At 70.7% G+C, this 26,186-nt stretch carries 22 protein-coding genes and 1 tRNA gene; 11 read left to right on the forward strand and 12 right to left on the reverse strand.

Annotated elements, in window-relative coordinates; translation table 11 throughout:
* A partial coding sequence (locus AB0O07_RS16530) for a heterodisulfide reductase-related iron-sulfur binding cluster (protein ID WP_365633145.1) occupies positions 1-345 on the forward strand: 345 nt, incomplete at its 5' end.
* Between the two features lie 277 nt (positions 346-622).
* On the opposite strand, the gene AB0O07_RS16535 is transcribed toward AB0O07_RS16530, so the two are convergent.
* The 8 genes from AB0O07_RS16535 to AB0O07_RS16570 all read right to left on the reverse strand — a co-directional run bounded on the left by AB0O07_RS16535 (position 623) and on the right by AB0O07_RS16570 (position 8,255).
* Positions 623-1,453, reverse strand: a complete 831-nt coding sequence (locus tag AB0O07_RS16535; protein WP_365633148.1) for a CoA ester lyase — start codon at positions 1,451-1,453, stop codon at positions 623-625.
* Positions 1,450-2,316, reverse strand: coding sequence for a hypothetical protein (locus AB0O07_RS16540; RefSeq protein ID WP_365633151.1), 867 nt, complete (start codon positions 2,314-2,316; stop codon positions 1,450-1,452). Before AB0O07_RS16540 ends, AB0O07_RS16535 begins: the two co-directional genes overlap by 4 nt.
* A 30-nt stretch (positions 2,317-2,346) precedes the next feature.
* A complete protein-coding gene (locus AB0O07_RS16545) occupies positions 2,347-3,705 on the reverse strand; it encodes an MFS transporter (RefSeq protein WP_365633154.1) in 1,359 nt (452 codons plus the stop codon).
* 52 nt (positions 3,706-3,757) lie between these two features.
* Positions 3,758-5,224 carry an aldehyde dehydrogenase gene (locus AB0O07_RS16550; RefSeq protein ID WP_365633157.1) on the reverse strand — a complete coding sequence of 489 codons (1,467 nt, stop codon included), beginning with the start codon at positions 5,222-5,224 and terminating at the stop codon, positions 3,758-3,760.
* Positions 5,225-5,239: 15 nt separating this feature from the next.
* A complete protein-coding gene (locus AB0O07_RS16555) occupies positions 5,240-5,836 on the reverse strand; it encodes a thiamine pyrophosphate-dependent enzyme (protein WP_365633160.1) in 597 nt (198 codons plus the stop codon).
* The gene (locus tag AB0O07_RS16560) at positions 5,836-6,375 is read right to left on the reverse strand and encodes a phosphonopyruvate decarboxylase (RefSeq protein ID WP_365633163.1); all 540 of its coding nucleotides are present in this window, start codon (positions 6,373-6,375) and stop codon (positions 5,836-5,838) included. Before AB0O07_RS16560 ends, AB0O07_RS16555 begins: the two co-directional genes overlap by 1 nt.
* A 75-nt stretch (positions 6,376-6,450) precedes the next feature.
* On the reverse strand, positions 6,451-7,275 hold the full coding sequence (locus tag AB0O07_RS16565) for an alpha/beta fold hydrolase (protein ID WP_365633166.1): 825 nt from the start codon (positions 7,273-7,275) through the stop codon (positions 6,451-6,453).
* The gene (locus AB0O07_RS16570) at positions 7,272-8,255 is read right to left on the reverse strand and encodes a LysR family transcriptional regulator (protein WP_365633169.1); all 984 of its coding nucleotides are present in this window, start codon (positions 8,253-8,255) and stop codon (positions 7,272-7,274) included. Before AB0O07_RS16570 ends, AB0O07_RS16565 begins: the two co-directional genes overlap by 4 nt.
* 130 nt (positions 8,256-8,385) lie before the next feature.
* On the opposite strand from AB0O07_RS16570, the gene AB0O07_RS16575 reads away from it, so the two are divergent.
* The 5 genes from AB0O07_RS16575 (at position 8,386) to AB0O07_RS16595 (ending at position 13,211) form a co-directional block, all read left to right on the forward strand.
* Positions 8,386-9,585, forward strand: coding sequence for a CaiB/BaiF CoA-transferase family protein (locus AB0O07_RS16575; RefSeq protein ID WP_365634225.1), 1,200 nt, complete (start codon positions 8,386-8,388; stop codon positions 9,583-9,585).
* A 45-nt stretch (positions 9,586-9,630) separates the two neighbouring features.
* On the forward strand, positions 9,631-10,797 hold the full coding sequence (locus AB0O07_RS16580) for an acyl-CoA dehydrogenase family protein (protein ID WP_365633172.1): 1,167 nt from the start codon (positions 9,631-9,633) through the stop codon (positions 10,795-10,797).
* Positions 10,794-11,591, forward strand: a complete 798-nt coding sequence (locus tag AB0O07_RS16585) for an electron transfer flavoprotein subunit beta/FixA family protein (RefSeq protein WP_365633175.1) — start codon at positions 10,794-10,796, stop codon at positions 11,589-11,591. Before AB0O07_RS16580 ends, AB0O07_RS16585 begins: the two co-directional genes overlap by 4 nt.
* 53 nt (positions 11,592-11,644) lie before the next feature.
* Positions 11,645-12,607, forward strand: coding sequence for an electron transfer flavoprotein subunit alpha/FixB family protein (locus tag AB0O07_RS16590; protein WP_365633178.1), 963 nt, complete (start codon positions 11,645-11,647; stop codon positions 12,605-12,607).
* Positions 12,608-13,138: 531 nt separating this feature from the next.
* Positions 13,139-13,211: transfer RNA gene (locus AB0O07_RS16595), tRNA-Arg, on the forward strand.
* A gap of 99 nt (positions 13,212-13,310) precedes the next feature.
* Here the strand turns inward: AB0O07_RS16595 and AB0O07_RS16600 are convergent.
* The 3 genes from AB0O07_RS16600 to AB0O07_RS16610 all read right to left on the reverse strand — a co-directional run bounded on the left by AB0O07_RS16600 (position 13,311) and on the right by AB0O07_RS16610 (position 17,197).
* Positions 13,311-13,751: a hypothetical protein gene (locus AB0O07_RS16600; RefSeq protein ID WP_365633181.1), complete on the reverse strand. Its 441-nt coding sequence runs from the start codon at positions 13,749-13,751 to the stop codon at positions 13,311-13,313.
* A gap of 48 nt (positions 13,752-13,799) precedes the next feature.
* On the reverse strand, positions 13,800-15,398 hold the full coding sequence (locus AB0O07_RS16605; protein ID WP_365633184.1) for an RICIN domain-containing protein: 1,599 nt from the start codon (positions 15,396-15,398) through the stop codon (positions 13,800-13,802).
* 482 nt (positions 15,399-15,880) lie between these two features.
* Positions 15,881-17,197, reverse strand: a complete 1,317-nt coding sequence (locus tag AB0O07_RS16610) for an adhesin (RefSeq protein WP_365633187.1) — start codon at positions 17,195-17,197, stop codon at positions 15,881-15,883.
* Between the two features lie 299 nt (positions 17,198-17,496).
* On the opposite strand from AB0O07_RS16610, the gene AB0O07_RS16615 reads away from it, so the two are divergent.
* Positions 17,497-18,369 (forward strand): MerR family transcriptional regulator, encoded by an 873-nt coding sequence (locus AB0O07_RS16615; protein ID WP_365633190.1) that lies wholly within the window; start codon positions 17,497-17,499, stop codon positions 18,367-18,369.
* An 87-nt stretch (positions 18,370-18,456) separates the two neighbouring features.
* Here the strand turns inward: AB0O07_RS16615 and AB0O07_RS16620 are convergent, their stop codons facing one another.
* Positions 18,457-19,443, reverse strand: coding sequence for a hypothetical protein (locus AB0O07_RS16620; RefSeq protein WP_365633193.1), 987 nt, complete (start codon positions 19,441-19,443; stop codon positions 18,457-18,459).
* Between the two features lie 53 nt (positions 19,444-19,496).
* Here AB0O07_RS16620 and AB0O07_RS16625 point away from each other — a divergent pair, with 53 nt between their 5' ends.
* The 4 genes from AB0O07_RS16625 to AB0O07_RS16640 all read left to right on the forward strand — a co-directional run bounded on the left by AB0O07_RS16625 (position 19,497) and on the right by AB0O07_RS16640 (position 26,167).
* Complete coding sequence (locus AB0O07_RS16625; protein ID WP_365633196.1) at positions 19,497-20,822, forward strand: CapA family protein; 1,326 nt, start codon at positions 19,497-19,499, stop codon at positions 20,820-20,822.
* A 591-nt stretch (positions 20,823-21,413) separates the two neighbouring features.
* A complete protein-coding gene (locus AB0O07_RS16630) occupies positions 21,414-23,870 on the forward strand; it encodes a HAMP domain-containing protein (RefSeq protein WP_365633199.1) in 2,457 nt (818 codons plus the stop codon).
* 6 nt (positions 23,871-23,876) lie between these two features.
* The gene (pgsB, locus tag AB0O07_RS16635) at positions 23,877-25,688 is read left to right on the forward strand and encodes a poly-gamma-glutamate synthase PgsB (RefSeq protein WP_365633203.1); all 1,812 of its coding nucleotides are present in this window, start codon (positions 23,877-23,879) and stop codon (positions 25,686-25,688) included.
* Positions 25,685-26,167, forward strand: coding sequence for a poly-gamma-glutamate biosynthesis protein PgsC/CapC (locus AB0O07_RS16640; protein ID WP_365633205.1), 483 nt, complete (start codon positions 25,685-25,687; stop codon positions 26,165-26,167). Before pgsB ends, AB0O07_RS16640 begins: the two co-directional genes overlap by 4 nt.
* Positions 26,168-26,186 lie beyond the last annotated feature (19 nt).

A 26,186-nucleotide genomic window follows, 5' to 3' on the forward strand; every position in this document is an offset into this window, starting at 1 on the left:
GTCTACACCCCGCCCCGCGAGATCATGTCCGCCGTTCCCGGCCTGCGCCAGCAGGAGATGCACCGCCACAAGGAACGCGGCTTCTGCTGCGGCGCGGGCGGCGCGCGGATGTGGATGGAGGAGCGCATCGGCAAACGCGTCAACAACGAGCGCGTCGACGAGGCCCTCTCCCTCGACCCGGACATCGTCTCGACGGCCTGCCCGTTCTGCCTCGTCATGCTGACGGACTCCGTCAACAGCAAGAAGGGCGACGGCCAGGCCAAGGAGTCGCTCCAGGTGGTGGACGTCGCCCAGCTCCTCCTTGAGTCCGTCAGGACATCGGTGGTTCCGGAGGACTTGGCGTAGTTGGGGAGCGGTGCGGAACAGGCCGAGCGATCGCATGGGTGATCCGAACATCCCGGCTGCCCCTGGTGGGGCTGTACCGTCCCCGAACTGGACAGCGCTCAGCCGGCAGGCCGAGAGATCGGCCTGCCGGCTGAGCGGCACTTCGACGTACTACCGCTGTCGTGTCCAGACGTGTCCAGACGTGTCCCGGGCGTGGGCGGTGCTCTCCATGAACGTCCGCCCCGGTTCCCGCGCCGTAACGTGCCCCGGTGCGGGATCTGGCCCGGCGGGATCGGCGTCAGTGTGCGGTACGAGGTTCTCCGGCGCGGGCCAGCACGGAGCGCGCGCGTTCGAGGACCGGCCGGTCGACCATCTGCCCGTCGAGCGTGGTGACCGACTCGCCGACTTCCAGGACGCGTCGCGCCCAGCGCAGTTCGTCGGGTGCGGGAGTGAACGCCGCCGCCACAGGCGCGACCTGGTCCGGATGAACGCACAACTTGCCGGTGAACCCCAGGCGCCGTGCGTGTGCCGTGTCCTCGTGCAGGGCGTCGGGGTCCCTCATGGCGGTGGTGACGCCGTCGATCGGAGGGTGGGCGCCTGTGGCGACGGAGGCCAGGACCAGCCGGGAACGGGCGTAGGTCAGGGCCGTGTGGTCGTCGGGGGCCACGCCGAGCTGGGCGGCCAGGTCGACGTTGCCGAAAGCGGCGCGGACGGCTCCGGGGACGGCGCACAGTTCGGGGGAGCGTTCGATGCCGAGGGCCGTTTCGATCAGCGGGATCAGCGGGCAGCGGGCGGAGGTGCCGGCAGTGATCTGCTTGAGGGTCTCCGGTTGCTCGGCCTTGGGCACCATGACCGGGCAGGCGTGCTCGGCGGCCGTCGCGAGGTCGGCCTCGTGCCAGGGCGTGCCGGGTGGGTTGACGCGTACGACGGCGCGTTCGCCGCGCGCGAGCCACGCGCCGGCGTGGCTGCGGGCCGCTTCCTTGTCGGCAGGGGCGACGGCGTCCTCCAGGTCGATGATGACCAGGTCGGCGCCTGAGGCGGCCGCCTTGGCGAACCGGTCGGGGCGGTCGCCGGGGACGAAGAGCAGGGTGCGCGCGGCTGCGATGCGCTCGATGTCCGGTCGGCTCATGCGAAGGTCACCTCGGCGGCGGCATGGCGCGTCTCTCGGTGGGTGGCGACGCGCAGCCGGGCCCCGCGACCTTCGGACGGCGTGCCGTCGGCCAGCAGGCGCTCGCCCACGAAGGCCGGCCGGTGCAGCCGGTAGGACAGCGAGCGCACCCGCCGCTCCGGGGCGTTGCGGCGGACCAGTTCCATCATGAGCAGGGCCAGCAGCGGTCCGTGCACGACGAGGCCGGGATAGCCCTCCACGTCACGGCAGTACGGGGTGTCGTAGTGGATGCGGTGGGCGTTGGCGGTGAGCGCGCTGAACCGGAAGAGCAGGGTCTCGGTCGGCTGAAGAGGCAGCTGCCAGGGGCCCTCGGGGTCCGGAGCGGGCGATTTTCCGGGTATGCCCGGGTGCCGGGGCGTGGAGCCCTCTCCCGACCGGTAGACGATGTCCTGTTCCTCGACGAGGCAGGTGCTGCCGTGCTGCCGGAACTCCTGGCGTTCGGTGACGAAGAGCAGTTCGCCGCTGCGGCCCTGTTTGGGGGTGACGGCGGCGAGGCTGCTGACGCGCTCGGTGGGCTCGCCGAGGCGCAGGGGTGCGGTGATCTCGCACCGGCCACCGGCGAACATCCGGCGGCGCTCGGGGATGGGCGGCAGGAAGCGGGCGTCGCGTAGGTGGCCGTCGGGGCCGAGGTCCCGCTGAGGTGCCCAGCGCAGGAAGTACAGCCAGTGCCATAGCGGCGGCAGGGGGTCGCCGGGCTTGGCGGTGGTGCCGGGGAGGTCCAGCAGTGCGGAGAGGGCCGTTGTCGGTCCCGGCGTCAGGTCGTCCGCACAGGTGTCCGGTTCGGGGTGCCATGCCTCCACGTGGGAGGCGAGCGTGGGGTGCATGGGTATCGTCGTCTCTGTGTCGCCGGTTGGTCAGGTCAGTGGAGCGGTCTTGGGCGAGGCCGGTGCTGCGGGGACCGTTCCCGTCTCTTCCAGCAGGGAAGCCCGGGAGGGTTCGCGGACGACGAGGGTGGCCAGGAAGGTCAGGGCTATGCAGGCGGTGACGTACCAGAAGAAGACGCTCTCGTGGCCGCCCTTTTTCAGGGCCAGCGCGATCGGTTCGGTCAGCCCGCCGAAGGTGGCGGTGACCAGGGCGTGCGGCAGGCCGACTCCCAGGGCCCGGACCTTGGTGGGGAACATCTCGGCCTTGATGATGGCGGCCAGTGCCGAGTACCCGCTCAGGAAGGTCAGGGCGAGAGTCATCAGCAGGAAGGCGAGCCATGGACTGCTGGTGTGCCCGAGGGTGGTCATCAGTGGAACGGTCAGGACCATGCCGCCGATGGAGAAGGCGAACATGACCGGGCGGCGGCCGACCCGGTCGGACAGGGCACCCGCGGCGGGCTGGAGCAGCATGTAGACGAACAGGGCGGCGAAGCCGATCACGGAGACCGTCGGTTTCGGGATGCCCGCGGTGTTCACCAGGTACTTCTGGAGATAGGTGGTGTACGTGTAGAAGGCGACGGTGCCACCGATGGCGAGTCCGAAGACAGCCAGCAGCTGGCGCGGGTACTCGGTGAACAGGGAGTGGATTCCCTTGCGTTCGTGCGGTGCGCCGGCTTTCTCCTTCTCCTGCCGGAAGTGCTGAGACTCCTCCATGGTGCGGCGTAGATACATCACGGCCAGCCCGGCCACGGCGCCGATCACGAAGGGGATGCGCCAGCCCCAGCTCTGCAGCTGGCCGTCGGTGAGGGTGTTCTGCAGGATGATCGCCACGAGCAGGGCCGCGAGCTGGCCCAGCACGATGGACACGTACTGGAAGCTGGAGTAGAAGCCGCGCCGGCCCGGAGGGGCGATTTCGGCGAGATAGGAAGCGCTGGAGCCGAACTCGCCGCCCACGGAGAGGCCTTGGAGCAGCCGGGCCAGGACCAGGAGGACGGGGGCCCACAGGCCGATGGTGGCGTGGCCGGGGGTGAGCGCGATGGTGAGGGAGCCCGCACTCATCAGGGTGACCGACAGAGTCAGGGCACGGCGGCGGCCGTACCGGTCGGCATAGGCGCCGAGCACCCAGCCGCCCAGTGGGCGCATCAGGAAGCCGACGGCGAAGACGGCTGCCGTGGAGAGGAGTTGGGCTGTCTGGTTGCCCTCGGGAAAGAATGCGGAGGCGAAGTAGATGCTGAAGGTGGCGTAGGCGAACCAGTCGTACCACTCGATCAGATTGCCCAGACAGCCACGGACGACATTGGCGGTGACGCGGGAGTGTGCCGTGGCGGAGGGAGTGCGGCTCTGCGACATAGGAAGCTCCGTTGCTCGTTGTCGCGGTGGGGAAAGCGGCCTGCGGGTCCTCTCAGCGCAGGACGAAGGGGTTGCCGGTGGGTGCGCCGGTGTTGATCCAGACGCTCTTGTTCTCGAGGTAGTCGTTGATGGCGTCGATGCCGTTCTCGCGGCCGAGGCCGGAGTCCTTGAAGCCGCCGAAGGGGGCCAGATAGCTGACCGCGCGATAGGTGTTGACCCAGACGGTGCCGGAGCGGATGCGGTCGGCCATGCGGAAGGCTCGTCCCATGTCGCCGGTCCACACGCCTGCGCCGAGGCCGTAGCGGCTGTCGTTGGCGATCTCGACGGCCTCGTCCTCGTCCCGGAAGGGGATGACGGCGAGGACGGGGCCGAAGACCTCCTCCTGGGCGATGCGCATGCCGTTGTGAACGTCGGTGAAAACGGTGGGCTCGACGAACAGGCCCCCGCGTTCGGCGGCCTTGCCACCGAGGGCGAGCCGGGCGCCTTCCCGCTGCGCGATGTCGATGTATTCGAGGACCTTGGTGTACTGGGCGGGTGTGGTGATCGGCCCGACCTGAGTGTCCTGGTCCATCGGATCGCCCATACGGGCCGTGCCCGCGAGGTCCGTCAGGCGGCCGACGACCTCGTCGTGGACGTCCTGCTGCACCAGGAGCCGGGATCCGGCGATGCAGGTCTGCCCAGTGGCGGCGAAGATGCCGGAGACGGCGCCGTTGACCGCGGCCTCCAGATCGGCGTCGGCGAAGACGATGTTGGGGGACTTGCCGCCGAGTTCGAGACTGACATGCTTGAAGTCGCGGGCGGCGGCCTGGTTGATATGACGGCCGGTGGCGTCCGAGCCGGTGAAGCCGACCTTACGGACCAGGGGGTGTTCGACGAGCGCGGCACCGACCTCCCGGCCGAACCCGGTGACGACGTTGAACACGCCCGGCGGCAGCCCCGCCTCGTGGAAGAGCCGGGCCAGTTCCAGGGTGGAGGCGGAGGTGAACTCCGAGGGCTTGACCACGACCGTGCAGCCCGCGGCGAGGGCCGGAGCGAGCTTCCAGGCCAGCAGCAACAACGGAGAGTTCCATGGCGTGATGACCGCCACGACCCCGACAGGCTCCTTCTTCGTGTAGGCGAAGTAGCCTTTCTTGTCCAAGGGGAGCACGGTCCCCTCGACCTTGTCGGCGAGCCCGCCGTAGTAGTGGAACCACTGCGGGACGTAGGCGACCTGCCCGAGCATCTCGGTGAACAGCTTGCCGTTGTCGCGTACTTCGACCTCGGCAAGCTCACGGGCGTGCGCGGCGATGGTGTCGCCGAGCCGTCTCAGCAGGGCGCCGCGGGCGCTGGCGGTCAGCTCGGCCCAGGGGCCGGTGTGCAGGGCCCGGTGGGCGGCGCGGGCGGCGTCGTCGACATCGCGCGCTGTGCCCTGAGCGATCTCGGCCCAGGGGGTGCCCAGATAGGGGTTCTCGGTAGGGAACCAGGCGTCACCCTCAGCCTTACGATTCTCGCCGTCGATGAACAACTCGTAGCGCTGCATGGGGAATCCGCCTGATCAGAAGGTGCTCAGCCCGAGCGCGGCACGGAAGGAGTTCTTGTTGGCCACACCATCGCGAGGTGGTAGGGCACGGGGCGGTTCGTCGGTGGCGATGAGGACGTGTGCGTACGTCGTCGCCGTACGCGCCGTGATGCGTGCGGCCAGGTCGTCCGTCTGCGCGAGGTCGCTGATCCGCACGGCGTCGCGGATGCCGAAGCCCCGGGCGACGGCGACGAGGTCGGTGCCGAGGCCGGTGTGGCTGGGCTGCATGCCGGTCTCGCCGAAGTGGGCGTTGTCCAGGACGACCAGGGTCAGATTGGGCGGAAGCTGGGCTCCGATGGTGGCCAGCGCGCCGATGCCCATGAGGTGTTCGCCGTCTCCGGTGAGCGCGACGACCGGCCGGTCGGGCCGGGCGAGGGCCAGGCCGAGGGCGAGCGGCGCGGCGGCGCCCATCGCTCCCCACAGGTAGAAGTTCGTGGGCCGGTCGCCGGCGGCGAACACGTCGTAGCTGGGAGAGCCGAGTCCGGTGACGACCAGGGTGTCCTCGGGGAGGCGGACGATCAGGTCCGCGACGAAGCGGCGCCGGTCGAGACGTACCTCGGCGGTGGCGGTCATCAGTTGCGCTCCCACTTCTTGCGGCCGATCAGTTTCTGTCCGAGCAGCACGGCGACACGCTCACCCGCCTCGAAGACCGAATCCAGCGCGGCCTCGACCGTCTGGCGGACCTCGTCGGGCGTGTCCGCCCGTAGCACGGTGATCCCCATCAGTTCCAGTGCCTGCTGGGTCGTGCGGCCCATGGGGCCCTGCCACGGGTTGAAGTCGGCGTACTCGCCGCGCATCGTCACCAGCGTCAGGAAGGGGAACTGGCACATCTGCGGGAGCGAGAACATGTTCACGCAGTTGCCGACGCCGCTGCTCTGCATCAGCAGGACGGCGCGCTGCCCACCCAGCCAGGCACCGCTGACGACAGCGACGCCCTCCTCCTCGGTGGTCAGCACCACGTCATGGATGGCGGGGTCGCGCTGGGCCTCGCGGATGGTGTGGGAGTGGCCTGCGTCCGGTACGTAGGCGATCTGCTGGATGCCCCGCTTCTTCAACGAGGAGAAAACGTCCTCCTGCCAGGAGGGCGGCGCGGAAGTGGCTGTCTGGCTCATGGCGCACATCATGAGTGCTGATGGATGGCGCAGAACAATAGAAAGGCGTGATCCCGGTATGCCGTGCCGGTATGGCTACACCTCACCTCCCAGGAATGCCGAGACCAGTGTGCTCGCCTCGGCCCTGCACTCCTCGAAGTACGCGTGCCGGGCTCCCCGGAAGAGATGGGTGCGCGTGTCGGGGATCCGGGCGGCGAGCAGGGGAAGGTTGTCCGGCGGCGCCATACGGTCCTGGTCGCCGTGGAGGATCAGCGTCGGCGCGGTGACGGCGGGCAGGGCATCCCAGGCGTCGTGCCGGTTGCTGGCGAGCAGGTGGCCGTGGCGGGCGTGCGGTGGCATGCCGGGGTCACCGAGGGTGGCGTAGGGGCCCGGGTGGGTGGCGCGCCAGGCCGGGGAGTACATGAGGTCGATCAGGGCCTGCCGGGCGGCTTCCGGGTCGGGCTGGGCCAGGGCCCGCCGTACCGAGGCATCCCGCTCGACGGCGTGCGGGCCGCCCGGCGTGGTGCAGCCGAGGACCAGGCGCCGGATCCGCTCCGGGTGGCGTACGGCGATCCACTGAGCCACCCGGCCGCCCATGGAGGTGCCGTACACATCGGCACGCCCGATACCCAGATCATCCAGTACGGCGATCACGTCGTCCCCGAACTGCTCAGTGGAATAGTCGTGACGGGGCTTGGCACTGGCACCTGTGCCCCGGTAGTCCAGGGTGATCGTGCTGTGTGTGGCGTGGAAGTCCGCGCGGATGCCGTCCCACCAGTGGTGGTTGTTCGCCTGCCCGGCGAGGAGCACGAGCGGAAAGCCGGTGCCTTGCCTCTGACAGGCGAGTGTGGTGCCGTCCGCGGCGCGCGCGAAGGCCTGCCGCGGCGAGTCGGTGTCGGTCTTGGCGTTGGTGTTGGTCATGAGTGCCCCTCGGGCCGTACTGACGGGTTACTGGGCTTCGGCGGCGCCGTCGGCCCCGGGAGCTGCGCGGAGAGCCATCTGCCCTGGGCCACCGCCGAATGGATCTGGTGCACCAACTCCCGGGCGACGACCTCGACGGCGGGCGGTGTCCGGCCGTATCTGGGCGTGGCGAGGACGATCGAGCGCCGCACATCGGGTTCGACCAGCGGCGCGGCGCTCAGCGTGCCGTCGGCGACATCCTCGGCGATACCGACACCGGGCAGGACGGTCCAGCCGTGTCCGGCGAGGACCAGCCGCTTCTGCACCGACATGGAGTTGGTCTGGACGGCGACGCGCAACTCGGCCCCGGCACGGCCCGCGGCAGCGTCGATGAGGGCGCGCAGCGCGTGACCGGAGGCGGGCATGACGAGCGGGTGGTTGGTGACCTCGGTGAACGGGACGGGCCGGTCGGCGTGCAGTCCGTCCGCTGCGGGAGCGACGGCCCACAGGTGTTCGCGCACCAGCGGGCGGGCGTTGAGCGAAGGTGTGCTGTCCAGGTTGTACAGCAGGCTCAGGTCCAGGTCGCCGTCGTCGAGCCACTGCTGGAGGTGCCCGGAATAGGCCGTCATGAGCCGCAGTTCGATGCCCGGGTGGTCCCGGGTCACGGCGGTCACGAGTGCTGTGGCGAGCAGGTCGGTTGTGCTCTCCAGCAGGCCGACCGTGACGATGCCGGTCACCGCGCCAGGGACCGGCCGCACTTCGGCGCGGGCCCTCTCCAGCTCGTTCAGGGCGCGCCGGGCCCGGTCCACCATGATCGCCCCGGCGTCCGTGACGCGCATGCCCTGGCGGGTGCGCTCGAAGAGCGGGACTCCGAGTTCCTGTTCCAGGGTGCGGATCTGCCGGGTGACCGCAGGCTGCACCAGGTGCAGCAGCTCGGCGGCGCGGGTGACGCTGCCGACCTCGGCGACGGTGACGAGCGCCTTGAGCTGTTTGACATCCACGGTCTCTTCCTCCGGCACCATCCCCACCCGGCATGGCGGGATCACGGATTGCTATTTCACTCTGGATGACATGAGTCTTCATGATGGTACTCCCGGTACGGGACCAGAAACCCTCCTGGAGGTCACCCCCATGGCCGCGTCCACTGAAGCCCTGCCGCTTTCCGGCATCACGGTCGTCAGTCTCGAACAGGCGGTGGCCGCCCCCTTCGCCACCCGCCAGCTGGCCGACCTCGGCGCCCGGGTCATCAAGGTGGAGCGTCCAGGAGGCGGCGACTTCGCCCGCAGGTACGACACCACGGTGCACGGCGAGTCCAGCTACTTCGTCTGGCTCAACCGGTCGAAGGAGTCCCTGACCCTCGATCTGAAGTCCGAGCGCGGTCGGCAGGTCCTGGAGCGGCTGCTCGGCCGAGCCGACGTGTTCGTGCAGAACCTCGCTCCGGGCGCGACGGACCGCCTGGGCTTCGGCGCCGCCTCCCTCACGGAGCGCTTCCCCTCTCTCATCCCCTGCACCCTCTCCGGCTACGGCACCACCGGCCCCTGGGCCGACCGCAAGGCATACGACCTGCTGGTGCAGTGCCAGACCGGCCTGGTCTCCCTGACCGGCAGCCCGGACGGGCCCGCCCGGGTGGGCATCTCCGTCGCCGACATCGCCGCCGGCATGTACGCCTACTCGGGCATCCTCACCGCCCTGCTCACCCGGGCCACCACCGGTGCCGTACGAGCCGTCGAGGTCTCCCTGTTCGAGGCGCTCGCGGAGTGGGTGAGCCAACCCGCGTACTACACCCGCTTCGGCGGCATCCAGCCCCCGCGGGCCGGTACCCAGCACGCCACCATCGCCCCCTACGGCGCCTTCACCTGTGCCGACGGCAAGGACGTGCTGCTCTCCGTCCAGAACGAACGCGAATGGACCGCCCTGTGCGAGCGGTTCCTCGACGCACCCGGCCTGGTCGACGACCCGCGCTTCGCCACCGGCGCCGCCCGCGTGGCCCACCGCGAGGAACTGAACGCGATCATGGCCGAGCGGTTCGCCGAGTCCCTCAGTGCCGAGGTGATGAAGGTGCTGGACGGGACAGGCATCGCCAACGCGGGTGTGAACGACATCGAGGACTTCCTGGCGCACCCCGTGCTCGCCGGGCGTGAGCGCTGGCGGGACGTCCGCGTCCCGTCGGGCGCGATGGTCCCGGCACTGCTGCCGCCGACCGACCTGACCGGCAGCACCCCGCGCATGGGCGCGGTCCCCGCAGCCGGGGAACACACCGACCGGATTCTGACCGAACTGGGGTACGGCAAGGACGACATCGCCGCTCTCCGAGCCGACCACCACCTGTGACACCGGCCCGCCCGGACCACGATCCACTCCAGGGAGCATCACCGCATGAGTACTCTCGACATCCTGTCCGAGGACGAGCAGTTCATCGTCCGCACGGTGCGCGACTTCGTGGACAAACAGGTCAAGCCCGTCGTCCGGGAGCTGGAGCACACCAACACCTATCCCGAAGCGCTGATCGAGCAGATGAAGCAGCTCGGCATCTTCGGCCTCGCCGTCCCGGAAGAGTACGGCGGCACCCCCGTCTCCGTTCCCTGCTACGTCCTGGTCACCGAGGAACTGTCGCGCGGCTGGATGAGCCTGGCCGGCGCGATGGGCGGCCACACCGTCGTCGCCAAGCTGTTGCTGCACTTCGGCACCGGGGAACAGAGGCGGCGCTACCTGCCGAGGATGGCCACGGGTGAGGTCCGGGCGACGATGGCCCTGACCGAGCCGGGCGGCGGCTCGGATCTTCAGGCGATGCGCACGGTTGCCCGCGCTCAGGCCGACGGGTACGTGATCAACGGGGCCAAGACGTGGATCACCAACTCGCGCCGTTCCCAGCTGATCGCCCTGCTGTGCAAGACGGATCCGGAGGCAAGTCCCTCTCACAAGGGCATGTCCATCCTTCTGGTCGAGCACGGCCCCGGCCTGACCGTCTCGCGTGACCTGCCCAAGCTCGGTTACAAGGGCGTGGAGAGCTGCGAGGTGTCCTTCGAGGACTACCGTGCCCCGGCCGACGCCGTGCTCGGCGGCGTCGAGGGCAAGGGCTTCGCGCAGATGATGAAGGGCCTGGAGACGGGACGGCTGCAGGTCGCCGCCCGCGCCCTCGGGGTCGGCCGCGCCGCGCTGGAGGACGCGCTCGCCTACGCGCAGGACAGGGAGTCGTTCGGCAGGCCGATCTGGCAGCACCAGTCCATCGGCAACTACCTGGCGGACATGGCGACATCGCTGACCGCGGCCCGCCAGCTCACCCTGTACGCCGCCCGGGAGGCGGAGGCGGGCCGGCGTGTGGACATGGAGGCCGGTATGGCGAAGCTGTTCGCCTCCGAGACCGCGATGCAGATCGCCCTCACCGCGGTCCGTATCCATGGTGGTTACGGCTACTCCACCGAGTTCGATGTCGAGCGGTACTTCCGCGATGCCCCGTTGATGATCGTCGGTGAGGGGACCAACGAGATCCAGCGCAACGTCATCGCGAGCCAGCTCGTCAAGCGCGGAGGCGTCGACGCATGAAGATCGTGGTGTGTGTGAAGTATGTGCCCGACGCCACTGGCGACCGGCACTTCGCCGATGACCTGACCGCCGACCGGGACGACGTGGACGGTCTGCTCTCCGAGCTGGACGAGTACGCGGTCGAGCAGGCCCTCCAGATCGCGGAGAACTACGCCGGGGACGGCGACGCCGAGGTCACCGTGCTGACCATCGGCCCCGAGAACGCCAAGGACGCGCTCCGCAAGGCCCTGTCCATGGGTGCCGACAGGGCCGTCCACGTCGAGGACGACGACCTGCACGGCACCGATGCCATCGGCACCTCCCTGGTCCTGGCCAAGGCGATCGCGAAGGCCGGCTTCGACCTGGTCCTCTCCGGTATGGCGTCGACCGACGGCACGATGGGTGTCGTGCCGGCACTGGTCGCCGAGCGCCTCGGTATCCCGCAGGTCACCCTGCTCTCCGAGGTCTCGGTCGAGGGTGGCCCCCATGGCACGGTCAAGGGCCGTCGTGACGGCGACGCGGCGAGCGAGCAGCTGGAGGCGTCCCTCCCGGCGGTCGTGTCCGTGACGGATCAGTCCGGCGAGGCGCGTTACCCGTCCTTCAAGGGCATCATGGCGGCCAAGAAGAAGCCGGTGAAGTCCTGGGACCTGTCCGACCTGGACATCGAGGCCGAGGAGGTCGGCCTGGAGGGTGCGTTCACCACGGTCGAGGCCGCGAACGAGCGCCCGGCGCGCACGGCCGGCACCATCGTCAAGGACGAGGGCGAGGGCGGCAAACAACTCGCTGAGTTCCTCGCGACCCAGAAGTTCATCTAAGGGCTCACCCACGCAGACTGCCCACCAACTTCATTACGCAGGAGAACACTCCCATGGCTGAAGTCCTCGTCTACATCGACCACGTGGACGGCGCCGTCGGCAAGCCCGCCCTGGAACTGCTGACACTGGCCCGCCGCATCGGCGAACCCGTCGCCGTCGCGCTGGGAGACGGCGCCACCGACACCGTCGACACGCTCGCCGAGCACGGCGCGGCGCGGGTCCTCACCCACGACGCTTCGGAGTACGCCGACTACCTGGTGGTACCGAAGGTCGACGCCCTCCAGACCGCCTACGAGCAGGTGTCCCCGGCCGCCGTGCTGGTCCCGTCCTCCGCCGAGGGCAAGGAGATCGCCGCACGTCTGGCGCTGCGCATCGGCTCCGGCATCATCACCGACGCCATCGACCTTCAGGCCGGCGAGGAGGGCCCGGTGGCCACCCAGTCGGTGTTCGCCGCGTCCTTCACCACCAAGTCCCGCGTCAGCAGGGGGACCCCGGTCATCACGGTCAAGCCGAACTCGGCCGCCGTCGACGCCGCCCCGGCCGCGGGCGCCGTCGAGGCGCTGTCGGTCGCCTTCTCCGACAAGGCCACCGGCACCAAGGTCACCAGCCGTACGCCGCGTGCGTCGACGGGCCGCCCCGAGCTGACCGAGGCCGCGATCGTGGTCTCCGGCGGCCGGGGTGTCAACGGCGCCGAGAACTTCGCGATCATCGAGGCACTCGCCGACTCCCTCGGCGCGGCCGTCGGCGCCTCGCGCGCCGCCGTCGACGCCGGCTGGTACCCGCACACCAACCAGGTCGGCCAGACCGGCAAGTCGGTCTCGCCCCAGCTGTACATCGCCAACGGCATCTCCGGCGCGATCCAGCACCGCGCCGGCATGCAGACGTCCAAGATCATCGTGGCCGTCAACAAAGACGCCGAGGCTCCGATCTTCGAGCTGGCCGACTACGGCGTCGTCGGGGACCTCTTCGACATCGTCCCGCAGCTGACCGACGGGATCAACGCCCGCAAAGGCTGACCAAGGGCCGAGTCGCGACCTGACCGTCCTGAGCGGCCCCATCCAGCGGCCCGCGACCGGACGGAGGCGGCCGCGGCTTCAGCGGAATCATCGCTGGTGCCGTGCAGGCGACACGGTCCCCGTTCACCAGCTCCGGCCCAGCCCCTGCAGCGATCCGCGCCTCCACAGCAATTGACGCCAGGAGACCGCCCACGACCGGTCGGCGGGTACCGCCCGGCGCCCGAGACCGCCGCAAGCTCCACACCATCGACAGAACGGACAATCAGGGCACTCGCTCCCCCAGTAAGCCACACGCCCATCCCCACGACACGCAGACCCGCAGGTCACCTACCAGCGGCAGCTTCACCCGGGTACTCCACGCCTCCCCTCCGCTCCGATCCGCTAGGCTGTTAACGTCAGCGGTCAGGTCGCGCCAGATGTCTGCCCGGGAAACCGTCGCAAGCATCAACGCACCCCCACTGACCAGCGGGCTTGTACGCCTCGGCTGAAGATCCGCTCTTGGGTTTTCTCCAAGGTTTTCCACAAGCCCCGGCCTTCGTAGCTCAGGGGATAGAGCACCGCTCTCCTAAAGCGGGTGTCGCAGGTTCGAATCCTGCCGAGGGCACAGGACTGAGGGCCAGTTCAGAGGCGTGATCCTCTTGAACTGGCCCTTTTGCGTGCGCCGTGAGCGGTGCCCTCGGCGGGCTCGGGGGCGGGTCGGTTTTCAGTCGTGGGCGGGGGGTGGTGTGCCGCCGGTGATCGGGCCTGTGTTGCCTGCCTGTATCACCATGCCGTGCTGCACTCCCCCGCTGATGGTGTTGTGGACGTTCATGGGGCGCTCTTCGGGGGTGGGGGGTGTCAGGTCGTTCAGGATGGTGCGGAGTTCCGCGGCGGCGGAGGGGTTGGCGGCCAGGGTTCTCCGGAGGCGGAGGCGCCATGCCGCTTCCACGTCGGCGGCGGTCTGTTCGTCGTCGGAGGCCAGCGCCGCGGTGAGTTCTTCGCGGGAGGTCTCCAGTTCGCCTTCGACCACCCCGTCCTCGGCGTCGGCGCGGCGGGCGAAGAAGCGGGCGATGCGGGCGCGGGCCTGGGCCCAGGAGTCCGTCGCCATCTGCTGTACGAAGGCCGTGGCGCCCGCCGTGGCGAGTGCCATCAACTCCGCTTCCATTCATCCCCCTTGGTAGCCGGACCTGGACTCTTGAAGCGTACCTCTGTGTTATCGGGTGATCACAGGGGGGCTTTTTTCGTTGGGGTCGGTGAGGGGGTTGGGTTCGGTGAGGGGGTTGGGGTCGGTGAGGGGGTTGGGGGCGTTGGGGGTGCGGGGGTGGGTGTTGGTGGTTTGGGGGGTTTCTGTTGTGGGGGGTGGTGGGGTGATGGGGTCGGGTTGCCAGCGTTGTTCCGGGGAGTCGTCCCTCGGGCGGGTGACCAGGTCGGCGTCGGGGGTGTCGGAGGCCGGGGCCATGGCGAGGGTTTCCTGCCAGCGGGGGATCAGGGCGCCCTGGATCGTCAGGTCGTAGCGGATGTCGTCGGCGCGGGCGGCGGAGGTGGTGCAGCGGGAGAGGAAGGCGGTGCCGTCCGGGGCGTGGGAGTTGAGGCAGAGCTCGGGGTTGGCGGCGCTGCGCAGGCGGCCGTCGTTCTCGTACGACCACTGCTGGGTGATGACGGAGGAGCACTCGGCCAGCGCGGTCTCGGCGCCGGGGCGGATGCGGGCGTCGCGGATGTCCAGGCAGAGGCCGCCGGCGGCGTTGCGGAGCCGGAGGTTCGGGGCGTCCGTGGCCATGCCGGTGGGGTCGGCCGGGATGCGGTGGCCCGCGCCCGCCGAGCCGGAGTGGGCCGGGTCGGGGGTGGAGGCACTGCTGGACGCGGCGGCTCCGTAATCCTCGCGGGCGGGGGTGCCGGGCCAGAGGCTGACGGCCAGGGCCGTCGCGAGTACGGCCACCGAGCCGGCGCCCAGGCTTGCCAGGAGGAGGCGGGAGGGGACCGGGGGGAGGGAGGTCAGGTGGTTGAGCGCGGCGGCAGCCGGGCGGACCCGGCGGCGGGTGGGGGCCGAGTGGCGGCCCGTGGGACGTACGGGGCGGACGGCCTCGGGGTCGGGCGTACGGGCGGTGGCGGCCCTCAGGTCGAGATAGCGGCGGGCGCCCCAGCCGAGTACCGCCTCGGCCAGCAGAACGTTCAGCTTGCCGTTGAAATGGGCGAGTTGGTCGGCGGCGTCCCGGCAGTGCGGACATACGGCGAGATGGTTCCGTACGTCGGGAAGGAGCGCCCCGCCCCGGCGAATCGGGACATCGAGCAGACGGTTGTAATACCGGCATTCCGGCTTCGGGGCCATTTCGACATGGGCCCGCAGACACCCTCTGCGGAATTCCTCACGCGCCTGTTCCAGATCGGCCTGGGCGGTTTCGGTGTCGAGCGCGAGCAATGCGGCCGGTACGGATATGGGTTCGGCCTCGACCTCGGTGTGCCAGAGCAGGCACTGGGCCGTTACCGACATCGCCCGGAAAGAGCGGACCGCGAGCTTACGGTGGTCGGCGCCCCGCACCCGCGCGGCGCGTATCCCGCGCGCCACCACCGGTTTCCGCAGTTCCGGGAGGAGCTCCTTGATGGGCTCCGCCGTTGACCAGGAACGGACCATGTCGCCTGTGGTCACGAGGAGTTGGGGGCGCAGCGCTATGGGGGCGCCGGCCCGGCCCAGCGTCTCGAACACCTGCCGGAACGTGGCGGCGGCGACCACCGACGCGCTCTGCGCGGGGGACGCGAGACAGACCGCCGCATAGCCGTGCACCGCTTCCCAGTGGCGCGCCATGAGCACCGCCACGGGGTATGTGTCCCCGGTTCCCGCCGCCGCGCGGAGAGCGGCCAGTAAGGTTTCGTCCGATTCACCGGAAGCGAATTCGGATTCGGGGGTGGGGGTGGGTTTTTGGCGATTTGGCGCCTGGCGGGGCGGGAGCGGGGCCGGAAACGCGGAACGGGGCGGGTACGCCGGGCACGGGGGAGGCGGGGTGTGCACGGAGATTTACTTCCTTCCAGGGCACAAAGTGACACGCGGAAGTCCTGGCCGGAAAAGCAGACCCTCGGCTGGTACATACCTGTTCGGCATGGGCGGCGCGCCCCCGTGCGGCCGGCAGCCCGGAATTCCAGGAGCAGGAGTAGGAGCACCTTTCCACAAGTGGGTTGGCGGAAACAAGGCGCTCGGAGGGGTCGTCGGATAATTGAAGGTTAGTCAAATGTGATGTGGTCGGGCGGTGTTGGGGTGGGGGGTGCTGGGGTCGAGTGGGCGGCACTGCGTGTCACCTGCGGCTATGTGCAGGTGACCCGCATCTGCGCCGCCGCGTGGTGGGCGCCGAACCGTTCCTCGCTGCCCCAGTCCTGGCCCCGGTCCACCATCCGTACGGAAAACGTCCCGCCCTTGACCTCATGGCTGCCCACCTCGACCAGGCTGCCCCGGTGCGCGGTCTGCCGTACGCCGAAGGTGGCGTAACCGGAGGCGGCGTCCGCCGGATCGGCGAGCACCTGGTAGACGGTGGGGTCACCGGCGACATCGGCGTCGCGCCCGCTGTCCGGCACGTAGACCGCCAGGGCGCACTTCTCGTACGACGCGTCGAGCTTCCAGGACCAGACGGCGCTGGAGTGGCCGTCCACGTACGGGCTGCCGGACATCGGGACGGAGGAGAACCTGCCGTCGCAGGAACTCCCCTTGTAGCCGCCCGTCTTGACGGTGTACCAGGCCGCCTTGCCGTTCTCGAAGCGGCCGTGTTCGCGGTACGAGCCGGTCGTGCACCCGGGGCCCGCCCACTCCCCCTCGCCGGGGCCGTCCGCCGCGCCGGAGGGGGCGGGGGAAGGGGAGCCGGAGGGGGTCGGTCTGGGGAACGGCGGGGCCGAGGTGCCGGGCGCGGCGCCGCCCGCCTCGCCCGTGCCGCCGCCCGGGATGGTGCTCGGGGTGTCCGAACCGCCGCCCAGGCCCGGCAGTTCCGGGGCGTCGGCCCGCGGCGGCCGGCCGGAACCGGAGAGGTCGCTTCCGTCGTCGCCGCCCGCGTTGTTGACCACGACGGCGACCGTCACGGCCAGGCAGCCCAGGGCCACCACCGCCACCGTACCGAGCAGCCGCTTGCGCGCGGCCGGCGCGGACGGCCCGGACGCCGGCCCGAACGGGCCCGGCCGGGGCGCGGAGCCGCCGGCGACACCGGAGATGCCGGCGACGCGAGAACCGTCGGAGATGCCGGAGGTGCCAGAGACATCCGGGCCGCCGGAGATGGCGGAGCCGCCCGAGCCCCTTGCGCGGAGCCCTCGGGCGCCGCGCGATCCGCGCGATCCGCGCGGGGCACGAGGAGTACGGGCCCCACGGGACCCACGGGGCGTACGGGGTTTGTCGGAGGCGCCGGATTTTCGGCCGGACGGGCGCGGTAAGTCGTCGTCGCCCGCGCCCGGCATCATCGTCCTGGACACCCAGCGGTCGTCGCCCGCCTCGGGGGTCTCATACGCCTGCGACCGGCCTTGTTGGCCCTGTTGGCTCTCTTGGCGCTGCTGGCCCTCTGGGCGCTGCCGGCCCTGCCGCCCCTCCTGACCCTGGCGGGCCTGGCGGCCCTGATGGTCCAGGCCGCCCGTCATACCCGCCATACCTGTCATACCTGTCGTACCCGGTACGCCCTGGGGCCCTTCGGCGATCGCGCCGCACATGGGGCATTGCTCCCCCGGCAGCGGAACTCCCTGGCCATTCCCGCACCGTTGACACCTCATGTCACCTCACTATGGCCGATCCCGGAGCGTCGAAACAGCCGCGAGGCTCGATTGGTCTGCCAATGCACCGCCTGCCCCGGCCCCGCCGGAACCACAGCTTCCGGTGCCGGATTGACCTTGTCCCAAGGTCAGGGCACACCCTCCTGCCGCCGGGGCCGAAGCGGGCCCGGTGACGGAGGATGAGCCTCGTGGACGATGTGGAATTGATCACGATCGGCGAGTTCGCGGCACGTTCGCGGCTCTCGCCGAAGGCGCTCCGGCTGTACGGCCGGCTCGGTCTGCTCGCCCCCGACCGGGTCGACGCGGCCACCGGCTACCGCTGGTACCGCACCGGCCAGGTCGAGCGGGCCCGGCTGGTCGCGCTGCTCCGGCAGCTCGACATGCCGCTGGCGCGGATCGCCGAGGTGGTGGCGCTGCCGGGCGAGCGGGCGGCGGCCGAGGTGGCCGCGTACTGGAGCGCCGTCGAGGAGCGCCACGCCGTACGGAGCGCCGTGGCCGCCCATCTCCGTGCCCTACTGTCCGGCAGGAGCACCCACATGTACGACGTCAGGACCATGGACGTACCGGAGCAGGCCGTACTCACCGAGCGCCGGCATCTGCTCGCCGACCAACTGCCCACCTGGATCCCGGCCGCGCTCGGCCGGCTGACCGCCGCGGCCACCGGGGAGTGCGGGGGCGTGGCGGCGGCCCCGTTCGTCGCGTACCTCGCCGAGATCGGCCTGGACAGCGAGAGCGACGGGCCCGCGGAGGCGTGTGTTCCGGTGGCGGACCCGGCGGCGGCGCGGGCGTACGCCGCCGCCGCGCCCCGCGAGCACCGGCCCACCGTCCGGGTCGAGCCCGCACGGCGGCTCGCGTACGTCCGGATCACCAAGGCCGAGGTGGGGTATCCGCGGCTCCTCGCCGCCTACGCGGCGGTGGAGGAGTGGATCGCGGCCCAGGGGCTCACGGTCGCCGGGCCCTGCCGCGAGGTCTACTTCGCGCGGTGGGACACCGCCGCGGCCACCGACGAGGTGTGCGACATCGCCTTCCCGGTGCGCCGCACCCTTCCGTGAGCCGCGCCCTCCCGTGAGTCGAGCCGTCCCGTGAGTCGAGCCGTCCCGTGAGCCGCGCCCTCCCCTGAGCCGCGCCGGACGGGGGGGCTACCGCGTCCACTCGCGTACCGCCGCCGTCATCGCCTCCGTCGCACCGCGCCGGAGTTCGGGGTCGGTGCGCAGGGTGCGGTTGACCTCCACGTGGATGAACGGAACGTCCTCGTCCGCCGCGAGGACGCCCTGCTTGTTCGTACGGCCGGCGAGCGGGCACTTCGCGCGCCAGGCGCGGCAGGGCTTGAAGCCGCTGTCCCGCAGGGCGTTGGCCAGGATGATCGCCTGGGGGCGGGCCAGGTCGCCGGCGCCCGTGGAGACGACCACGTCGTGCTCGGGCGAGCTGCTGTCGGCGAAGCCGTGCACCTGGATCCCGGGCAGCTTGCGGCCGACCAGCTCGGCGCAGACGGCGTGGAAGACGCTGTCCCTGCGGTGCGCCATGTCGGCGGTCTTGCCCTCCCCCGCGGCGCGGTGCGTCCCGGCGATCACCAGGATCCCGCCGGGCGTGCCGCGCAGCACGCCGACGCCGAGGAGGTCGCTGAAGGCGTCGGCGACGGGGTGCGGGACCTGGACGGAGTAGGCGGGCGGGGCGTCGAGGGAGATGTAGACGCGGCCCCAGCCCCGTACGTTCTCGCCCGCCTTGTCCGCTATCTCCGCGTATCTTCGGCCGGTCCCGCCCGCCCCGCTGGACTCGCCCGCCCCACCGGTTCCGCCGGACTCGCCGGACTCGCCGGTGTCCTGGAGGATCCGGACGCCGAAGTCGACCTCGGCCAGCTTCTGTTCGGCCTCCTGGTGCTTGCCGTCCAGGTACAGCGCCACGCCTTCGGCCACGGTGGTGCGCTGGGTTCGGTTCGGTGGCAAGTAGCGGGCGTCCGCGACCTGTTCGGTGGTGAAGTCGCTGATACGTCGCTCCAGGTCGACCTGGTTGGTACGGGGCCCATCGGTCCCCGAAGGGGACGGGGACGGCGTGTCGGAGCCACCCAGCAGCGGAGGGACGATCAGCACGATCGCGGCGATCAAGGCCCCGGCCAGCAGGCTTGCCATGATTGTTATCTTCACGGTCGGGGATCGTGTCATAGTCGGGTAAAAATACCGGGGTGAAGAAATCGCACCCCTCGGACCTCCCTCTTTCCCGGGTCACCACCCTGCGCGCCTCGGCGCGTACGACCGCGCGCACCACGGCGCGCACCGCGCTCCGCGCGGCAGCCGTCCTCACCCTGGTGACCGCCGTCGCCGGGTGTTCGGTGCTCGGCACGGGAGACGGTGACGGCTCGGGCGGGGCGGACGGCAGCGCCTCGGTGAAGGGCGACGGGCCCTCGTTCACGGTGGCGGCGGCCGGGGACGTACTGATCCACCCGCCGCTGATCGAGCAGGCGGCGAAGGACGCGAAGGCGCCGGGCGGCAACGGTACGGCGCTGGACTTCGGCCCGCTGATGGCGGGCGTCAAGCCGGTGATCAGCAAGGCGGACCTGGCGATCTGCCACATGGAGCCGGTGATCGCGAAGAAGGGCGGCCCCTACGAGGGGTTCCCGAACTTCCAGATCCCGCCGGACATCACGACCACGCTCAAGGACATCGGGTACGACACCTGCTCGACGGCGTCGAACCACACCATCGACCACGGCGCGGCGGGCGTGAAGCGCACGCTGGACACGCTCGACGCGGCCGGCCTGAAGCACACCGGGTCCGCCCGCACCAAGGCGGAGGCCGAGACTCCGCTGATCATGGACGTCAAGGGCGTGAAGGTGGCGCAGATCTCCTTCGCCTTCGGCTTCGTGAAGCACGAGGTCCCCGCCGACAAGCCCTGGCTGGTCAACAAGACCTCCTTCAAGGCCATCGCCGCCGCCGAGAAGGCCGCGCGCGACGCGGGCGCCGATGTCGTCATCCTCAGCATCCACTGGGGGCGCGAGCACCAGCCGGAGCCGAGCACGGCGCAGTTGAAGCTCGCCCGGCGGATCGCCTCGAAGACCGGCATCAACCTGGTGATCGGCCACCACGCCCATGTCGTACAGCCGATGGAGAAGGTCAACGGCACCTGGATCGCGTACGGCCTCGGCAACCAGGTGGCCCGGCACGAGGTGCCCAGCGGGACGTCCGAGGAGGGCGTCATCGGCTGGTTCACCTTCACCAAAAATGCCGGGAAGTGGGATGTGAAGGCGGAGTACGTACCGACCTTCGTGGACACCCCGCCGGACCCGGAGGACCACGAGGACCCCGACTCGCTGCCCCCGGACTCCGTCACGGACTACCGGCTGATCGACCCGGCGCAGGCGCTCAGGGACGGCAAGGGCGTGGACGGCAAGAAGTACACCGAGGAGCAGATCTCCCGTTACCGGCTGGCCTTCGAGCGCACGCAGGGGACGATGCTCAACCGGGGCGCGGAGAAGGACGGGCTGAGGGCCCTTCAGAACCTGCCGGAGTAGCCGGGCAGGAGTAGCCGGGCAGGAGTAGCCGGGCGGGGAAGGTCTGAGTGACTGTAGGGGCAGCCGGGCCGTCGCGCCCGTCTGCCCCCGGAACGGCCCCCGCGCACCGGGCCCTTCTCCCCATAGTGGCCGCCCCGAAAAGAATGCGGAAAGCCCTCGGGAACGCCCAAGCCTTTATGTGAGCACCCCGTGAAAGAACCCGCACGGCTCTTCCCCCGGGGGGCCGCCGTGGGGCTCCTCGTGCGGCCGCGACCTGGTCTCTTACCCACATGGGCGCCATCTTGTAACTCAGATCACACAGCTATTGTTCAGATTTGACACAACCATTCGATAACCCGGCCAGTCCTCCTATCGCGATGGAAGGCTCCACCGTGACGGGGGCATGACCACGGGCGTACGGCCACGGTGTCGGCACGCCCACTCCTCCCCGGCACAGCGGCTGGTTCCGTGCGCCCACCGTCGCTCCGTACGCCCCACCAGAACCACCCGCATCACCACCCGCATCGCTCGCATCGCTCGCACCACCCGCATCACCCGCGCCACCCGCGCCACCCGCATCACCGTTCACTGACCACTGAGAGAGGTACCCGCATGGCCGTTTCGTCTGCGAAGCGGCGGCACAAGGTCCGCAGACGGGCCGATATGTCGCTCCTGGGTGGCATCCGCCCACCGATCGCGGTCCTCTCGGCCCTGCTGCTCGCCTTGGCCGGGCTGACCGCGCTCGGCCTCGGCAACCCCGAGCGGGACGCGCTCCCCAAGGCCGTACTCACCTCTCAGCAGCACTTCGCCGAGGACGGCGCCATCGCGCTGCGCGCCTCGCTCGACGAGTCGATCACCGACCTCAACCGCACCGCGCAGCTCTTCAACGCGGGCGCCCCGGTCTCCGCCGACACCGTCCTCGACAAGCTCGGCAGCGTCTACCAGAAGTGGCGCGGCTCCGCCGTCGTCGAGATCAAGTCCGGCAAGCTGCTGGCGGCGCGCGGCGAGAACGTACCGCTGCTCGCCATCGACCGGGAGAAGCTCTCCGAGGCCGACGGGCTCGCGCCCCGCATGGTGCGGCTGAAGAACGGCGAGACCCGGCTGCTCACCTTCGCCCTGCTCTCCTGGGAGGGGCAGCCGCAGCAGCTCCTGGTCACCTCGAACAGCCTGAAGGTCCCCGGCGTCAGCCTCGGCAAGTTCCGGGTCATCGCCGTGGTCGACGCCGGCGGCACCGTCCTCAGCAGCGACGGCATCCCCACCCCGGAGAAGGTGCCGTCCGACACGGTCGAGCAGGAGGTCAAGCAGCTCAAGAAGCAGCTCAAGACCTTCGCCAAGCGCAGCGCCAAGGAGTCCGAGAAGAACCCGGTCACCTCCAAGGAGCCGGGCTCCGGGGGCTTCCTCGGCGTCAGCGGCTCGATGACGGGCCCGCGTATCAGCGGTGAGCGCCCGGTCGCCGGGTACGCCTCGCTGGCCGCGCCCGAGCCGGGCGAGTCGACCAACGCGACCGGCCTCGGCCTCTCCGTCGTCGCCCTGGTGACCGTCCCGGAGAACACCAGCCGCGTCAACAGCCCGCTCTTCGGGCTGATCTCGGCCGGCGCGCTCCTCGTGATCGGCGCGCTCGCCGTCGCCCTGCTCCTCGGTACGGTCCAGCGCCCCCTGATCCGCCTCTTCCTGGAGAGCCGCCGGCTCACCCGCGACGACCTGACCCGCCCCGTCACCGTGCCCCGCTTCGGCGAGGCCCACCGCATCGGGCGGGCCCTGGACCGGCTGCGCCGCCAGCTCCTCGGCGAGACCCCCGAACAGACCGCCGACGACGCGCCCGCGCCCGTACGGGCCCCCGGCGCCGACGCCCCTGACGGCAAGGCCCCGCGCCGTCGCCGTGGCCGCCGCGTCGGGGCCCGCGCCCTGCTCGCCACCGGCGGCATCCTGCTGCTCATCTGGGCCGCGCCGATGATGCTGCTGCTCAACCGGGCCGGCAACTCCGTCGTCGTACCGCAGCAGATCGTCGCCGACCAGCGCGAGCGCACCGACACCCTCGCCGACCGGGTCCGCCGCGCCCTCAACGAGGGCCACGCCGACATCGTCTCCGTCGCCACCCTCATCGGCGACAAGACCGAGCCCGACGCCATCTCCGACGTACTCCGGCGGACCATGCGCGAGCACCCCCGGTACCAGTCGATGTACGTGCTCTCCCCCGAGGGCAAGGTCATCGCCCAGGCCGGGGACGCACCCCAGCACCCCGAGGGCGGCGGAGCCGGTAACGGTTCCGGCGCCGATTCCGGAACGAGTGACGGAACCGACACCGGGACCAGTGACAGTTCCGGCACCGGGACCGGCGACGCGACCGGCGACACGACCGGCGACGCGCCCGCCTACCAGCCGCTCGCCATCCTCGGCACGGACTCCAAGAAGCCGAACGTCGCCGGGTACGCCGAGCTGCCGGGGCGCGACGGCGCCACCGTCGTCGGCGAGTTCCGGGTCGACTTCCTCAACTCGCTGCTGAAGCGGCCCGGCCTCGGCCAGGTCCGTATCGTCGACGCCGACCGCCGGGTCATCGGATCGAACACCGGCTATCTGGCCTTCGAGAGCCTGCCGTCCAAGCGGCTCGACTCGCTCGTCGAGGGCACCAACCAGCAAGTCGGCCTCAGCGCCAAGCCCAGCAGCGTCCTCTACCGCAGCGGCGGCACCATCCAGATCGCGGCGGCGGCGCCCTTCGCGGGCGGCGGCGTGGCCAAGGACCTCAAGTGGTCGATCGTGAGCTGGCAGCCCGCGTCGGGCCTCGCCATCCCCGAGTACAGCGCCCAGAACCGTACGGTCCTGGCCGGCCTGCTGGGCGTCACGGCCGCCGTCGCCTGCCTCGGCTGGCTCCACATCATCGTCGTCCGTCCGCTCCGCGACCTCGCCGACCAGGCCGAGAAGCTCGCCGACGGCGACCGCCGCACCGTCCTCTACCCGCGCCACCACGACGAGGTCGGCGCCATCGCCCGCTCCCTGGAGCTGCTGCGCCAGCGGCTCCAGGAGCAACGCAAGCGCGATGGCGCGCCGTCCGCCCTCGCCGGAAGGAACTGACCGACCGTGCTCTTCCTCTACTTCGTGCTGCTCATATGCAGCACGATCCTCCTGGTGGCGGGGGTCGTCGAACAGCGCCGCCACTACACCAACCTCAACCGCATCCCCACCCGGGTGCTGGTGAACGGCATCCGCGGCAAGTCCTCCATCACCCGGCTCTGCGCGGGCGCGCTCCGCGGCGGCGACCTGGTCACGGTCGCCAAGACCACCGGCACGGCGGCGCGCTTCATCCACCCGGACGCGACCGAGGAGCCCGTCTACCGCAAGTTCGGCATCGCCAACGTGGTGGAACAGATCGGGATCGTGCGGCGGGCCGCCGCGTACAGCCCGGACGCGCTGGTCATCGAGTGCATGGCCGTCATGCCCGCGCTCCAGGAGATCAACCAGTCCAAGCTGATCCGCTCCACGATCGGCGTGCTCTGCAACGTCCGTGAGGACCACCTCGCGGAGATGGGCCCGACCCTGGACGACGTGGCGCGCTCGCTCTCGCGCTCCATGCCGGAGGACGGCATCTGCGTCACGGCGGAGAAGGACCGGTTCGCGATCCTCCAGGAGGAGGCGGACGCCCGTAACTGCCAACTGATCTACGCGGACCCGGAGACCGTCACCGACGAGGAGCTGCGCGGCTTCAGCTGGTTCACCTTCAAGGAGAACGTGGCGATCGCGCTCAAGGTCGCCGAACTGATGGGCGTCGAGCGGGAGACCGCGCTCCAGGGCATGTACGACGCGCCGCCGGACCCGGGGGTCCTCTCCGTGGAGCGGTACCTCACCCCGGACGGCAAGCGGCTGCGGTTCGCCAACGTCTTCGCGGCGAACGACCCCGAGTCGACCCTGATGAACATCAACCAGCTCCTCGACCTGGGGGCCATCGCACGCCCCCTCAACGTGGTCATCAACTGCCGTCCCGACCGTGTCGAGCGGAACGGGCAGATGGGCGAGATCATCCCCGACCTCCAGCCGGAGAAGGTCTTCGTCATCGGCCACCCGGCGAAGAGCGCGATCGACGCGATCCCGGCCGAGTGGCGCTCGCGCGCGGTCGACCTCGGCGGCGACAAGCGCGACCCCGAGGAGTTCATGCGGGAGCTGCTGGACACCCTGGGCCCGGAGTCCTCGCTGGTCGCCATCGGCAACATCCACGGCCAGGGCGAAGTGCTCCTGGAGCACCTGGCGGAGCTGCCCCCGGACGAGACCCCGGACCCGGAGGACGAGCTTCCGGGCGGCGGTACGGGCGCGGGCGCGGATCCGGTTGCGGGCGCGGGTGCGGGTGCTGTCGGTGGCGTCGGTGGTACGGGCCCGGCCGCCGCCGGGGACACGGGGCGCGTCGGCGCCGTACCGGAGCAGCGGAACGGTGCCGGGTGGGCCGGTGGCGAGCCGGCCGCACCCGACCCGTTCGCCTCCCCCGCCGTATCCGACGCGCCCGCCGTACCCGCCCTCCCCGGGCAGCGGTACGACGCCGGGCCCGCCCACGGCGAGACGGCCGCCCTCCCGGCCGTCCCCGCCCCGGCCCCGGCGGCCCACCAGGAGCAGGCGTCCGCCGCCGTACCACAGCCGCGCCACGACGAGACGCTGGCGCTGCCCCGGTACGCGCCCCGCCTCGACCCGTTCCGCCCCTACCCCGAGGCGTACGAGCAGCGGTACCAGCAGCGGCCCGCCGCCGACTCCGACCCCGGCCCCGACCGCCCGCGCGGCGCGTTCGAGCCGGTGCTGATGCCGGAGCAGGACGCCACCACCTCGTACGACGCCACCGCCCCGTACGACGCCACCGAACCCCCCTCGCCCCACCAGACCCCGCGGCAGAACCCAGGAGAACTCCGTTGATCCCCGCAGTCCTCACCCCCGAGATCGCCGCGATCGGCATCGGCCTGGGCCTGATGTTCTCCCTGATCTGCTACCTGACCACCAACCTCTCCCCCGGCGGCATGATCACGCCGGGGTGGCTGGCGCTGACCCTCGTCGAGGACCTCCAGCGCGCGGCCATGGTCGTCGGCGTGACTGTCCTCACGTACGTGTGCACGCTGCTCGTCCAGCGCTACGTCATCCTCTACGGCAAGCGCCTGTTCTCAGCGGTCGTGCTGATCGGCGTGCTCCTCCAGGGCACCGTCATGATCGTGCTGTCCCTGGAGTTCCCCCTCATGTACGCCAACCAGACGCTCGGCTTCATCGTCCCGGGTCTGATCGCGTACCAGCTCGTACGCCAGCCGAAGGGCGCGACCATCCTGGCCACCGGCAGCGTCACGCTCATGGCCTACGTCGTCCTCACCGCCGGCATCCTGCTCGGCGCACTGCCGTCAGCCTGAACCGCCCATCCACGGGAGC

It is taken from the genome of Streptomyces sp. NPDC093085 (assembly GCF_040683935.1).
Lineage (GTDB): Bacteria > Actinomycetota > Actinomycetes > Streptomycetales > Streptomycetaceae > Streptomyces.

What these genes read in the sequence shown, in the direction of transcription:
- AB0O07_RS16585 (WP_365633175.1), top strand. Translation starts at nt 10,794, where the DNA reads ATGAAGATCGTGGTGTGTGTGAAGTATGTGCCCGACGCCACTGGCGAC.
- AB0O07_RS16540 (WP_365633151.1), bottom strand. Translation starts at nt 2,316, where the DNA reads ATGCACCCCACGCTCGCCTCCCACGTGGAGGCATGGCACCCCGAACCG.
- AB0O07_RS16615 (WP_365633190.1), top strand. Translation starts at nt 17,497, where the DNA reads ATGAGCCTCGTGGACGATGTGGAATTGATCACGATCGGCGAGTTCGCG.
- AB0O07_RS16575 (WP_365634225.1), top strand. Translation starts at nt 8,386, where the DNA reads ATGGCCGCGTCCACTGAAGCCCTGCCGCTTTCCGGCATCACGGTCGTC.
- AB0O07_RS16610 (WP_365633187.1), bottom strand. Translation starts at nt 17,197, where the DNA reads ATGGCGGGTATGACGGGCGGCCTGGACCATCAGGGCCGCCAGGCCCGC.
- AB0O07_RS16620 (WP_365633193.1), bottom strand. Translation starts at nt 19,443, where the DNA reads ATGGCAAGCCTGCTGGCCGGGGCCTTGATCGCCGCGATCGTGCTGATC.
- AB0O07_RS16560 (WP_365633163.1), bottom strand. Translation starts at nt 6,375, where the DNA reads ATGAGCCAGACAGCCACTTCCGCGCCGCCCTCCTGGCAGGAGGACGTT.
- AB0O07_RS16600 (WP_365633181.1), bottom strand. Translation starts at nt 13,751, where the DNA reads ATGGAAGCGGAGTTGATGGCACTCGCCACGGCGGGCGCCACGGCCTTC.
- AB0O07_RS16580 (WP_365633172.1), top strand. Translation starts at nt 9,631, where the DNA reads ATGAGTACTCTCGACATCCTGTCCGAGGACGAGCAGTTCATCGTCCGC.
- AB0O07_RS16550 (WP_365633157.1), bottom strand. Translation starts at nt 5,224, where the DNA reads ATGCAGCGCTACGAGTTGTTCATCGACGGCGAGAATCGTAAGGCTGAG.
- AB0O07_RS16630 (WP_365633199.1), top strand. Translation starts at nt 21,414, where the DNA reads ATGGCCGTTTCGTCTGCGAAGCGGCGGCACAAGGTCCGCAGACGGGCC.
- AB0O07_RS16535 (WP_365633148.1), bottom strand. Translation starts at nt 1,453, where the DNA reads ATGAGCCGACCGGACATCGAGCGCATCGCAGCCGCGCGCACCCTGCTC.
- AB0O07_RS16545 (WP_365633154.1), bottom strand. Translation starts at nt 3,705, where the DNA reads ATGTCGCAGAGCCGCACTCCCTCCGCCACGGCACACTCCCGCGTCACC.
- AB0O07_RS16590 (WP_365633178.1), top strand. Translation starts at nt 11,645, where the DNA reads ATGGCTGAAGTCCTCGTCTACATCGACCACGTGGACGGCGCCGTCGGC.
- AB0O07_RS16565 (WP_365633166.1), bottom strand. Translation starts at nt 7,275, where the DNA reads ATGACCAACACCAACGCCAAGACCGACACCGACTCGCCGCGGCAGGCC.
- AB0O07_RS16555 (WP_365633160.1), bottom strand. Translation starts at nt 5,836, where the DNA reads ATGACCGCCACCGCCGAGGTACGTCTCGACCGGCGCCGCTTCGTCGCG.